The sequence below is a fragment of the Pseudonocardia sp. Cha107L01 genome (assembly GCF_052566575.1).
In genome coordinates, this window is record NZ_CP199579.1 from 7,608,442 (window position 1) to 7,620,412 (window position 11,971).

Sequence of the window (11,971 nt, forward strand, 5' to 3'; positions counted from 1 at the left end):
GAGTCCGCGCGCGAAGCCGGGGTCGTCCGCGAAGGCCGTGTCGGCGCCCTGCTCGGCGAGGCGCCGTAGACCGGATCGGCGTACGTGGTCGGGCGCGAAGTCTCGAAGCAGCCGCCCTGGTCGATGGCGACGTCGACGATCACCGAACGGTGGTCAGCGGCGGGCGAAGGCCCTTCTGTTCGCTCCAACTCCGGCAAGGTGCAGCGCAACACACAGCAGCCCGGCGGTGACAAATACGGTTGCTGTGAGCACTCCCAGCGAGAACCCGACAAGTTCGAAGATCAACGCGATTAGGAACAAGACTGCAGCGACGATGGCGAGCATGACGCCACCTCCTCCTGGTTAGGATAAGAGTGTCCACCAAAAAACTGATGTCGTCGCTGCTTCCGCGGGATTCGTAGCTGATTTGGAACCATTATCCGAATGATCATGAATGGCCTGCCCCGAAGCCGTTCGCATTTCTCTCATTCAGTCGCCGATTGGTTCCATCGCCCTGAGCTGGCCAGGCTCAGACCCCTGTCTTCTCCGGCATAGTTGTCGTCGGGTCAGCTCTGATCCCATCCCCAACCGATCTCGCAAACCAGGCTTGCAGCGCGGTGTTGACCAACCCGAGCACCACCAAACCGGCCCCGAACCCAGCGATCATCACGACATCCGAGCCGGGCCGGGCAGCAACCGCAATCATGCTCAACGCCGGCCACCAGACCAGCGCCCGCACCATGTTGGCGCCCCATCTGGGCGCGTACCTCAACGGGGCGGTATCCCCCTGGTGTTGCGGGGCCGCGCCCGCGGGCGGCTGTATCCGAGTCCGTCGCTGTTCATTCACCGGTCCCCGCCTTGGTCTAGTTGGTGCAGGACTGGTGGCCGGCGTGCTGGGCAAGGTCGTCGACGGTCACCGACGCGCGGAGCGCGGCCATCAGCCGTTCCAGGGCATCGGGGTCGGTCAGAATGTTCGTCGCGAGCATTCGGCGGGCCATCGACGCGAGAAAGACCTGCTCGCGCCGAATCCGGTCGAGATCGCCACGCGCCGCCACCGCGATCCGACCAACCCGGCACGCAAACCCGCGGCCATGCGAACCACTCCCGGCGCCCGTGTGAACCAACAGATATGTCACCGGGGTCCGGAGCGACGTCCACGTCAGTGGGAGATCACCAACGACCTCTCATCGCCGGCCAATCCCGAAATCGTGGCGACAAAAGGATACCTCTATTCTCCGCGTGCGGAAAACCTCACGCGAGTCACCAGTCCCACATTCGGTCCTTTTCGGGTGTGCCCGGTCCCGGCGCCTGAGGCGGGCAGTTCGGCCGATCGACAGCCAGTACTCGGGCTGCCACTCCGAGTGTGCATAAGCGCGGGTCAACATCAGCCGAGGGTCCGATCGGGCTCGGCTGTCGGTGATCGAGGTACGCGGCTGTCACGTCGCTTTCTGTGGTGTCGGTGCTCGACGCTCTGGTCCGGCGGCGCCGAGGGCGATGCAGAGGGCAAGCACAGTGGCGGGATCGTGGAGTTGGTCTCCGTACAGCTCGCGCAGCTGAGACATCCGGTAGCGAACGGTCTGAGGGTGGACGAACAGGGCCGCGGCGACGTCAGCGCGCCGACCTTGATGCAGCAACCAGGCGCCGAGCGTCTCGGCCAGCTTTTCGGCCGTGGCCGAACTCAGCTCGGACAGCGGGGCGAGGACCTGGGTTCGCAGGTCAGCGAGCGCCTCGTCGTCACACCCGATGACTAGCTCGACGAGGTGCTCCTCGGTGTCGAGTACCCGCGGCGCGGATGTCGCGGGATGGAGACGTCGCGCCCGCAGTGCCCGTTCGTAGGACACGCGTACTCGTGTCCACGGGCGTGCCGGCCCGAGCAGCGCGGAGCGATCCGTGAGCTCTCGCTTGAGCCACTCCCGCCCGGGTTCGTCCAGGTCGGCCACCAGCAGAACCACGGTGTCATCAGGGGTGTCGATGCCCGGCAGGTCTTCGGAGAGGACGAGGGTCCGTGGGTCGACAAGCGACCGCAGGCCGTGGACCTGCCCGTCGGGCATCAGTAGGGCGGAGAGCGTGTCCGGGGGCTGCCACGCGGCGCGTCCCGCGGCCGCCTGGAGCGCGTCGGCCGGGTCGCCGGCGAGCAGGGCGCGCGCGAGGCGGTCGAGGTAGCGCTGCTGGACCCGCCCCGAGGTCGCCAGCTCGTCGGCGTGTCCGGACACGCTCGCCGCCGACAACTCGTCGATGTAGGCGAACACGAGCTCGGCGAACTGCGCCGTGGTCGTGGCGGGCAGGCGGGCGTCCACAGCGACGGCGGCGAGCTCTCGCCAGGACACCCGGGCACCGATGCGATACGCCGCGAGTAACGCGTCCATGCTGCGCCCATCGCGGGCCTCGCCGCGGCCGAGGGCGTATGCCGCGTCCAGGGCAGGCCTCAGCGGCGACGTTGACAGCGGTTGTGAGGCGAGGTTGAGCAGGCCTCTGAGCGCCATCCGGACGGCGTCCTCGATACGGATCCCCATCGGCCCGCCCAGCGCGCTGGTGTACCCGGGGACCTCGGCGATGATCGCGGCGACGGTTTGGCTTGCCGCGTGTGGCAGCTGGGCGCGCAGTTCGGCCACAACAGGGTCGGGTAGATCCAGGACGATCGACAGCTCCCGAACCACGGCCAGCCTCCGCTCTGTTTCCTGCGCACAACTGTAGTCCTGATATTCACGTCCTGAGTGCAAGTATTTATCCGCTGCGGCAGTCATGCTGAAGCTATGACGACAGCCCTTCGGATCCGTGCTCCTTGGCGTGAGGCCACCAGCGCGCTGCGCGACGGCGCCGTCAAGCTGGCCGAGTTCGTCGCGACACCGCTCGTTCCCGCCGACTACCTCGACCTGGTGAACCCGCTGCATTCGGGCGCCGAGCTGCGCGGACGCATCGTCGCGGTGGCGCCCGAGACCGAGGACGCGGCCACCTTGGTGATCAAGCCAGGTCGTGGCTGGCGTAGGCATGTCGCCGGCCAGTACATCCGCATCGGGGTGGACGTCGACGGCGTGCGGCAGTGGCGCGCCTACTCACTGACCTCGCCACTCGACCGCCCGGACGGTTGCATCACGATCACCGTCAAGGCCATCCCCGGCGGCGTGGTGAGCAACCACCTCGTCCACCGCATGCGAGTGGGCACGATCGTCCGGCTGGACCAGGCGTGCGGTGAGTTCACGCTTCCCGAGACGCGCCCGGCGAAGGTCCTGTTCGTCACCGCCGGCAGCGGCATCACACCTGTCATGGGCATGCTGCGCAATCGGGACGATCGGCTCGCCGACGTCGTGCTCGTCCACTCCGCACCCACATCAAAGGACGTCATCTTCGGCTCCGAACTCGGCCGGCTCGCCGCGGCCGGGCACATCCGGCTCGTTGAGCTGCACACCGACACCGACGGTTTGCTCGACGCCGCGACGCTCGAGCGACTCGTGCCCGACCTCGCCGAGCGCGAGACCTGGGCATGCGGGCCCACCGGTCTGCTCGACGCGCTGGAACAGCACTTCGACACGACCGGTCAAGCCACGAGGCTGCACACCGAACGGTTCCGCCCGAACATCCTTGTCACCGGCGAAGGCGGACAGGTTTTGTTTGCCAAATCCGGCACCGTCATCGAGGTCGACGGCGTGACCCCGCTGCTCGACGCCGGCGAGGCCGCCGGCGTGCTCATGCCCTCGGGATGCCGGATGGGAATCTGCTTCGGTTGCGTCGCCCCGCTGCGCGAGGGAGCGGTGCGCGACCTGCGCAGCGGCGACCTCACCACCGCGGCGGCCGGCGACGGCGTGCTCATCCAGACCTGTGTGTCGGCCGCGGCCGGCGCCTGCGACATCGACCTCTGAGGAGCTCCCAGTGACCGTCATACAGAAGAAGGCCGACAACCCGATCGCCCACCTCACCGCACAGGACATCGAGACCCTCGGCGCCGAACTCGACGTCATCCGCGCGGAGGTCGTCGCCAGCCGCGGTGAGCGCGACGCGGCCTACATCCGCCGCGTCATCGACGCCCAGCGCACGCTCGAGCTCGGCAGCCGGGCCATGCTGCTCGTCTCCCTGTTCCCGCCCGCGTGGCTGGCCGGGACCGCTGGCCTTGCGGTCGCGAAGATCCTGGAGAACATGGAGATCGGGCACAACGTCATGCACGGCCAGTGGGACTGGATGCGGGACCCGAAGATTCACTCCACCACCTGGGAGTGGGACCACGCCTCACCCTCGGAGATGTGGAAGCACTCGCACAACGAGCTGCACCACGCCTACACCAACGTCATCGGCAAGGACAACGACCTCGGCTACGGCATCATGCGCGTCGACGAGGACCAGCGCTGGGTGCCGCTCAACCTGGGCCAGCCACTGTGGAACTTCGTCAATGCGTGCTTCTTCGAGTACGGCATCGCCGCCTACGACCTCGAGCTCGGCAAGAACTGGTCCAGCCGCAAGGACAACCCCGAGTTCCAACGCCAAGCCAAAGCGGTGCTGGCCAAGATCCGGGCGCAGATGACGAAGGACTACGTCGTGCACCCGCTGTTGTCCGGGCTAGCCGCCCCGACCACCCTGGCCGCGAATGCGGTCGCGAACCTGGCCCGAAACCTCTGGTCGCACTCGGTCATCATGTGCGGGCACTTCCCCGAGGGTGTCGAGACGTTCGAGAAGAAGTCCATCGTCGGGGAGACCCGCGGCGAGTGGTACCTGCGCCAGATGCTCGGTGCGGCCAACATCGAGGGCGGACCGCTCACCCACCTGATGGCGGGAAACCTGTCCTTCCAGATCGAACACCACCTGTTCCCGGACCTGCCCAGCAACCGGTACCAGGAGATCGCGCCGAGGGTCCAGGAACTGTTCGAGCGCTACGGCCTGACCTACGCCACCGGCTCACTGCCCAGGCAGGTCGTCTCGGCATGGAAGAAGGTCATCCGGCTCTCCCTGCCCAATGGCTTCTTCGACAAGCTGAAATCCGTCCGCACCCCGGCAGCGGCAGTCGAGGTCGCCTCGCAGCTCACCGGCACGCGCCCACCGGCCCGCGAGCGCGCGGCCGCCTAGACAACCGCTGCCGGCAGGAACCGCTCGGCGCAAGGGGTGTGAGGCAGTCGGAGCGATCGGCGAAGTAGCGCTCAGATAGCTCCTGGCCGCCGATGTTCTCGACCACCGACAGCCCACAGCGCTCGACCGTTGCCTCGGCTTCAGGCGGCGAGAAAGACGTATCCATCGGCACACCCGAGTCGGCGACCGGGTGCTGGTCACGCTGCCGGCACCGATGTCCGACACCAAGGTGACCGGCGAGATCACCACCGCCTCGATGACCACCGACATCCTCGTCACGGCGGTTGCCGGCCGGAGCGTGGCCGGTCAACCGCGACCGCGGATCTACTCACGCAGCTGCGCGCCGACCTGGGCGAGCCACCCCACCGCGGCCGACGCGAGCGCTAGCGTCCCGCTGACTACTCTGCGCCAATGCCAGCAGGGAGCGCGGCGAAAACGTCGGACCCGCCGCGCACCTGGGACTGGGCTCTGGTGACCGGCGCGTCGAGTGGGATCGGCCGGGCCATCGTCGAACGGCTCGCGGTCGAGGGCGTCAATGTGGTCCTGGTGGCCCGGCGCGCGGAGAAGCTGGCCGAGGTGGCGGCCACGATCCAGAAACAGCACAAGGTGCAGACCGAGATAATCGTCGCCGACCTGGCCGAGAGGTCCCAGCGCGACGCGGTCGAAGCCCGACTCGGGGCTGAGCACAACGCCATCGACCTACTCGTCAACTCCGCCGGCGGTGGCCTGGTCGGCACCCTGATCACACACAGCGTGGAGCAACGCAACTACGAGACCGAGCTGAACTGTGTCAGCGTGCTGCGACTGTGCCACGCGGCGGCGGCAGCGATGACCCGCCGTGGCCGCGGCACGATTCTCAACGTGGCATCCGGGCTGGGCTACTACCCGTGTCCCGGGGCGGCGACCTACTGCGCCAGCAAAGCGTTCGTGCTCAACCTCAGCGCCACCCTTCGCTACGAGCTGGGCGGCACCGGCGTGGGCGTCACAGTCGTGTCACCGGGCCCCACTGACACCGACGCGGCAGCCCTGGCTGGACTGGACCTGACCTGGATACCGCGGTTCCTGCTCACCCCCACAGCCCGGGTCGCCGAGGTCGCTGTCACCGCGGCGAAACGCGGTAGGGCAGTGGAGCAGGTCAACGCATTGAACGCCGCACTCACCCTGGCCCACCATGTACCGGCCAGATTCTCCCAACCTGTGCTGGGCCGCATCTTCCGCCGAGCCACACGGCGAGTGGACTAACTTCCCCAGGCAGCACCGGCCCCTTCGTCGACGTCGAGGCCGCGGTCGACACCGTGTGGGCTCACCTGCTGACCGGGTTCGAGTTCCAGGACCGTGCCGTCGAGCAGGACGGTGACCTTGTCCGGCTCGAACGACACCAGGTCGCGCACCCGGCCGACTTCCGGCCACGCCTCGCGGTAGGACCAGGCGCCGCGCTTGACGCCGGCGACGTCGTAGTAGCTGGCGAGGCCCTTGTACGGGCAGAACGTCTGGCCTTCCATGGCGGTCAGGGCTGGCTCGTCGATGTCCGCACGGGGCACGTACCAACGGGGGGCGAAGCCCGACTCGTAGAGGACGAGCGGAGCGTGGCTGTCGGCCACCACCTGATCGCCGACGCGCACGACGAGGTGGCGGGAGGTGCCGCGGATGTCGTTGCGGTGGTAGGCGTCGGCGGCGTGCCCCACGATGCGTTCATCTTCTTCGTAGAAGGCATCCATCGCGCGCCAGGCGAACGCGACCCGGTCCGCGAGCTCGGCGGCGTGCCCCGGTAGGTCGATGTGCTGCCATGCGCCGCGCGGCGCGCTCTGACCGGCCGCGTTCACAGTGAACCAGGACGTCTCGCCCAGGTCGCGGTGGGTGGTGACGGCCGGCAACGGCCGCAGTGCTCCGGGCGTGACGTCGTCGATCGGGAAATAGGCGACCGGGTACCGGCCCGGTTCGTGCAGGAGCACGACGTCTTCGCTGTCGGCGATCCACTCGCCGCCGAAACGCACCCGCATGCGCCGGCGCAGCGGCTCGGCGAACAGCAGCCGCTCCGGTAACGGGTCGGGGACGAGGAATCGGCCCACCCCTCGAGTGGCGAGGGGTCCTTGTTGCCAGGACAGGCCCATGGCTTTCTCCCTTCGGACGGGATGGGGGTCAGGTGAGCGCCTCGCCGCCGTCGACGGCGAGCGTGATTCCGGTGAGGAAGGTGCTGGTCATCGCGAACAGCACGGCGTCGGCGATGTCCTCAGTGGTGCCGATCCGCCTGGCCGGGTTGCGCTCGCTCTGGTCGCTGAACATCTCGGCCTTGCCCTTCTCGCCGAGGGCGTCCCAAGCGCCGGTGTCGATCACACCTGGAGAGATGGCGTTGACCCGGATCGGTGCCAACTCGAGTGCGAGCGAGCGGGTCAGCGTGTCCGCCGCGCCGTTGGTGATCGCGACTGCCAGGGTGCCGACGGCGATCTTGAAGGCCGCGACGCCGGAGAACAGGACGAATGAGCCGCCCTCGTTGATGCGCGGCCCGAGGTGTTTGGCCAGCATGAGCGGGCCGATGACCTTGGTATCCAGGGACGTGCGGACCGCGTCCCTGGTGAGATCGGGAAGCCGCCCGCGAGCGCGGGCCGACGCGGTGGACACGATGTGGTCCAGCCTCCCGAGCCGCTCCCCGAGCCCGATGATCGAGGCGTCGTCGGTGATGTCAACGGTCTCAGTCGTGATGCCGGGCTCGCCGGCGTAGGCGACGGCGAGGGCCTCGGCGTTCCGGCCGGCGGCGATGACCTGGGCACCCGCGTCCCGGGTCGCCAGTGCCACGGCGCGCGCGATCCCGCTGCCTCGACCGATGACGAGCACGGTGCGGTGTTCCAGCGAGGTGTTCATGACGCGGTGCGGTGGTGGAGGTCAGTCATGTAACTACCCATCGTCGCTGTACCGGTTAGGGACGCAGCTATCACACACCCATCGATTCTAACTTGTCAATACTGATTTACAGGTTAGGTTCTCAGCCGTATTTCGGATGTGAACGGCACGGGCCGTCGATATGATTTCGATCATGAATTCCGAGCTCGACTCCATGGCCATCAACCTGGCGAACTGGGACGAGCGGGCTCCGGCCCATGCCGCCTCCCCCGGCTACGCGGTCGAGCGGTTTCTGGCCGACCCGGGCTTCCTCAGCCAGGTGATCCGCTTCGACGTTCCCCGACTGGGCGACCTCGCGGGCGTGCGCGGCATTCACCTGCAGTGCCACATCGGCACCGACACGGTCTCGTTGGCGCGACTGGGTGCCCGGATGACCGGTCTCGATTTCTCGCCGGCGGCGATTCGCGAGGCGCGGCGACTTGCCGCCGCGACATCCTCAGACGTCGGTTTCGTCGAGTCTGACGTGTACAGCGCGCTCGAGGTGGTGCCCGCCGGCGAGTTCGATCTGGTTTTCACCGGAGTCGGCGCGCTGTGTTGGCTTCCCGACATCCGCCGCTGGGCCGAGGTCGTCGAGAGCCTGTTGCGGCCAGGTGGACGGCTGTTCCTGCGCGAGGGTCATCCGATGATGTGGGCGATGGACGAGCGGATAACCGACCGGCTCGAGCTTGCATTCCCGTACTTCGAGGTGCCGGAGCCGCTCGTCTGGGACGACGCCGACACCTACGTCCCCACGGACGTCCAGCTCGCCCACAGCGTCACTCACAGCTGGAACCACGGCATCGGCGAGATCATCACCACGCTACTGGATCGGGGACTCACGCTCACCCAGTTCGTCGAGCACGACAGTGTTCCGTGGGAAGCATTTCCCGGGCGGATGGAACAGACCACGCTCGACGAATGGCGTCTCGCCGACCGCCCCGAGCGCCTGGCCCACAGCTACACGCTCCAGGCGGTCAAGCCAAGCTGGGCGGGCTCCTGATCGGCGCCGGAGCCGGAGCACCCGCGGTGTTCGGGGTCGCCGCCGCCGGGCTGTGTGCCGCCGCGGCCGTGGTGGTTCTGGGAATCGTGACGCGGGAGTCCCGGCTCCCCCCGACCGTCGTCTCGCCTCCGACGGCCGAGTCCTCCGCGTCTTCCTGACACCGGGGCGACGATTTTCAGGCCAGCCTTTACTCCCTGCGGGTCAAGGCAGGTATTGGAAGTCGTGTGGCCCGGTGTCCGCGCGGAGTTGCGCGGCGTCCTGGCCGGGTGGGGCGCCGAACAGCCGGCGGTACTCGCGGTTGAACTGCGAGGGGCTGTCGTAGCCGACGAGATGCCCGACGCCGGCGATATCGCCGGGGCGGGCGGCCAACAACGAGCGGGCCTCCTGGAGCCGGATGCGTTTCTGGAACTGCAGGGGGCTCAGGGCCGTGATGGTGCGGAAGTGCCGGTGAAATGCTGACGGGCTCATCCCGGCCAACCGGGCGAGGTCGACGATCCGCATCGGTTCGGCGTAGTTGTCGCGGATCCACCGGATCGCCCGGTTGACGTGGGAGAGGCCGCTGTCGGCCAGGCCGATCTGGCGGATCACGCCGCCGTGCGGGCCGGTGACCAGCCGCCAGAGAATCTCCCGCTCGATCAGCGGGGCGAGCACGTGAGCGTCCTCGGGGTGATCCAGCAGCCGCAACATTCGGGCCACGGCGTCGAGCAGGTCGAGGCCGGCCCCACCGGTCGCTATCGCGGGTGGGCCGGCCGTGGCGCGGGACCACCGTCCATCCGGGGCGTCCAGCAGCAGCGGAGCGATGGCGGCCGGGCGGAGCACCAGGCCCATGGCCAACGACGGGACCTGTGAGCTGGCGTCGATGTAGTGGCCGGTGACGGGCAGGGCGGCGGTGACCACGAGGATCTGCCCGGCCCGGTACTCATACACCTGGTCGCCGAGCAGGAGGCGTTTGCCGCCCTGGACCATCACGACCAACAGCGGCTCGGTCAGCGAGTAGTCCGGCGGCGCCGTCTCCACCTTCGACAACAGCAACCCCTCTATCGGCGTCCGCATATCCGGTCGGGCATGGGCGGCGATGACACCGCGGATCTCGTCCAGCAGGCCAGGGGTGGTGCGCATACCGCCACGGAACCATGTCCGCCGCCGCGCGGCAAGCCCGATCGGTGCAAAAGCGAGAGGATTAGGCAAGATCCCGCGCGCATCGGTCTACCCCGGACCACCCCGCTCGCGTTTCGATGGTCACACCAACTTCCGGGACCATTCCGACGCACACAGGAGCACACTCATGCCGCTCGATCACTACATCACCCTCGGCCGGTCGGGGCTGCGGGTCAGCCCGTTCGCCCTCGGCGCGATGACCTTCGGGGAAGACCCCGGGGGCGCTGGATGCAGCGTCGAGGAGTCCGACAAGATCCTGGCTACCTACCTGGACCTCGGCGGGAACTTCATCGACACCGCGAACTTCTACACCAACGGCCACTCGGAAAAGATCCTCGGCGATTTCTTCGCCGCCCGGCCCGGGCGGCGTGAGCGCGTGGTGCTGGCCTCGAAATTCTTCACCAACCTCTTCCCCGGCGACCCGAACGGCGGCGGCGCGGGCCGCACGTCGATCCACGCCCAGCTCGACCACACCCTGCGCCGCCTGCAGACCGACTACCTCGACCTGTACTGGTTGCACAATTGGGACCGGCACACTCCGATCGAGGAAACCCTGCGCACCCTCGACGATCTCGTCCGGGCCGGCAAGATCCGCTATATCGGCTTCTCCAACACGCCGGCCTGGGTGACCGCACAGGCCCAGACCACCGCGCTGCTGAAAGGCTGGACGCCGCTGATCGCGCTGCAGGTCGAGTACTCGCTGCTGGCCCGCACCGTCGAGGGTGAACTCGCGCCGCTCGCGCGCGACCAGGGCATGGCGCTGGTCCCGTGGAGCCCGCTCAAGAACGGCTTCCTGTCCGGCAAGTACCGGCGGGACATTCCGGTCACCGACTCCGGCCGCACCGCCTTCGTCGGCGGCCCCGACGAGGACGAGTTTGTGGTCATCGACGCCGTCGCCGCGGTCGCCGACGAGCTCGGGACCACGGCCGCGGCGGTAGCGCTGGCCTGGCTGCGCGCCCGCGAAGGCACCGTCGTGCCCATCCTCGGCGCCCGGCGCGTGGAGCACCTGGAGACCAACCTCGCCGGCCTGGACGTGGTTCTCACCCCGGAACACCGCCACCTGCTGGATGAGGTCTCGGCCCCGACCTTGAACTACCCGGCACAGCTGCACGGCGCGCTACGGGCGATGCTGCAGTTCGCGGGCACCACCGTCGACGGTGCGACATCCACCGTGTATCCACCACTGACGCAGAGCGACGTCCGCTACTGAGCCAGCTCACACCTGCTACCACTGGTCCCGGCCGGCACCGAACTACTCGCCGGTCTCGAACTGGGCGGCCACTGGCCGCCGCCGGAATCCGCCTGCACGTCCTCTTCACGGCGCGCGAGCTACGGGATGCCGGCTAGTTTGCTAGTATGCTAGCATCGGCCTGTGGGTGACGAGGAGATCAAGCAGTTCAACGTGTACCTGCCGGTCGGGCTGATCAAGCAGGTCAAGTACCGCTCCATCGAGTCGGGCCTGTCCCTCTCGGCATTGGTCGCTGAGGCACTGCGCGCCTACCTCGACGACGCCCACGGGCAACGACCGCAATCGCCTGAGAAGGAGACCTGAGATGACGACCGACGGTGTCGAGGCCGTGTTCCTGGAGACCCACAACTGGGGCAAGGCGGCGAAGTTCTTCCAGGCACTGGGCTTCGATCTGGAGTTCTCCACCGACCACAACTCCGGTCAGCTCCGCAACGGCGACGGTCCCTACGTGTTCATCGCCGAGATCCCCGAGGACCGGGAGCCCGGGGTACAGATCGTGCTGAAGGTGACCGATGCCGATGCGTTCCGCCCCGATCCCGCCGTCGAGGTGGTCACGCCGTTCGAAGACACCCATTTCGGGACCAGGGAGATGACCGTTCGCGACCCCGACGGGCGCCTCTGGAGCCTGCAAGCGCCGGCCAAGAAGTGAGAGAGAA

Annotated in this window: 13 protein-coding genes and 1 pseudogene; 7 read left to right on the forward strand and 7 right to left on the reverse strand. The window is 67.9% G+C overall.

The features are described from left to right. Positions 1 to 65: 65 nt before the first annotated feature. The 4 genes and pseudogenes from ACTXG6_RS35870 to ACTXG6_RS35885 form a co-directional block, all read right to left on the reverse strand. Positions 66 to 146 (reverse strand): annotated as a pseudogene (locus ACTXG6_RS35870) (hypothetical protein); the annotation flags it as partial. A gap of 7 nt (positions 147 to 153) precedes the next feature. Further along, complete coding sequence (locus ACTXG6_RS35875; RefSeq protein ID WP_445183765.1) at positions 154 to 324, reverse strand: hypothetical protein; 171 nt, start codon at positions 322 to 324, stop codon at positions 154 to 156. A gap of 518 nt (positions 325 to 842) precedes the next feature. Continuing rightward, positions 843 to 1,034 (reverse strand): hypothetical protein, encoded by a 192-nt coding sequence (locus ACTXG6_RS35880; RefSeq protein ID WP_445183766.1) that lies wholly within the window; start codon positions 1,032 to 1,034, stop codon positions 843 to 845. 381 nt (positions 1,035 to 1,415) lie between these two features. Next, a complete protein-coding gene (locus ACTXG6_RS35885; RefSeq protein WP_445183767.1) occupies positions 1,416 to 2,636 on the reverse strand; it encodes a PucR family transcriptional regulator in 1,221 nt (406 codons plus the stop codon). 96 nt (positions 2,637 to 2,732) lie between these two features. Here ACTXG6_RS35885 and ACTXG6_RS35890 point away from each other — a divergent pair, with 96 nt between their 5' ends. The 3 genes from ACTXG6_RS35890 (at position 2,733) to ACTXG6_RS35900 (ending at position 6,273) form a co-directional block, all read left to right on the forward strand. Beyond that, entirely contained in the window at positions 2,733 to 3,836 is a 1,104-nt protein-coding gene (locus ACTXG6_RS35890) for a ferredoxin reductase (RefSeq protein WP_445183768.1), read from the forward strand. A 10-nt stretch (positions 3,837 to 3,846) separates the two neighbouring features. Further along, a complete protein-coding gene (locus ACTXG6_RS35895; protein WP_445183769.1) occupies positions 3,847 to 5,031 on the forward strand; it encodes a fatty acid desaturase family protein in 1,185 nt (394 codons plus the stop codon). 411 nt (positions 5,032 to 5,442) lie between these two features. Next, entirely contained in the window at positions 5,443 to 6,273 is an 831-nt protein-coding gene (locus ACTXG6_RS35900) for an SDR family NAD(P)-dependent oxidoreductase (protein WP_445183770.1), read from the forward strand. On the opposite strand, the gene ACTXG6_RS35905 is transcribed toward ACTXG6_RS35900, so the two are convergent. Both ACTXG6_RS35905 and ACTXG6_RS35910 read right to left on the reverse strand, forming a co-directional pair. Further along, positions 6,270 to 7,142 (reverse strand): DUF427 domain-containing protein, encoded by an 873-nt coding sequence (locus tag ACTXG6_RS35905; protein WP_445183771.1) that lies wholly within the window; start codon positions 7,140 to 7,142, stop codon positions 6,270 to 6,272. The genes ACTXG6_RS35900 and ACTXG6_RS35905 overlap by 4 nt on opposite strands. 28 nt (positions 7,143 to 7,170) lie before the next feature. Continuing rightward, a complete protein-coding gene (locus tag ACTXG6_RS35910) occupies positions 7,171 to 7,890 on the reverse strand; it encodes an SDR family oxidoreductase (protein ID WP_445183772.1) in 720 nt (239 codons plus the stop codon). 172 nt (positions 7,891 to 8,062) lie between these two features. Between ACTXG6_RS35910 and ACTXG6_RS35915 the strand changes: the two genes are divergently transcribed. Then, positions 8,063 to 8,908 (forward strand): class I SAM-dependent methyltransferase, encoded by an 846-nt coding sequence (locus tag ACTXG6_RS35915; protein ID WP_445183773.1) that lies wholly within the window; start codon positions 8,063 to 8,065, stop codon positions 8,906 to 8,908. Positions 8,909 to 9,109: 201 nt separating this feature from the next. Here the strand turns inward: ACTXG6_RS35915 and ACTXG6_RS35920 are convergent, their stop codons facing one another. Next, positions 9,110 to 10,027: an AraC family transcriptional regulator gene (locus ACTXG6_RS35920; protein WP_445183774.1), complete on the reverse strand. Its 918-nt coding sequence runs from the start codon at positions 10,025 to 10,027 to the stop codon at positions 9,110 to 9,112. A gap of 166 nt (positions 10,028 to 10,193) precedes the next feature. On the opposite strand from ACTXG6_RS35920, the gene ACTXG6_RS35925 reads away from it, so the two are divergent. The 3 genes from ACTXG6_RS35925 to ACTXG6_RS35935 all read left to right on the forward strand — a co-directional run bounded on the left by ACTXG6_RS35925 (position 10,194) and on the right by ACTXG6_RS35935 (position 11,964). After that, positions 10,194 to 11,276, forward strand: coding sequence for an aldo/keto reductase (locus ACTXG6_RS35925; protein WP_445183775.1), 1,083 nt, complete (start codon positions 10,194 to 10,196; stop codon positions 11,274 to 11,276). A gap of 162 nt (positions 11,277 to 11,438) precedes the next feature. Then, a complete protein-coding gene (locus ACTXG6_RS35930; protein ID WP_445183776.1) occupies positions 11,439 to 11,618 on the forward strand; it encodes a ribbon-helix-helix domain-containing protein in 180 nt (59 codons plus the stop codon). Position 11,619: 1 nt separating this feature from the next. Continuing rightward, positions 11,620 to 11,964: a VOC family protein gene (locus ACTXG6_RS35935; protein ID WP_445183777.1), complete on the forward strand. Its 345-nt coding sequence runs from the start codon at positions 11,620 to 11,622 to the stop codon at positions 11,962 to 11,964. Positions 11,965 to 11,971: the final 7 nt, after the last annotated feature.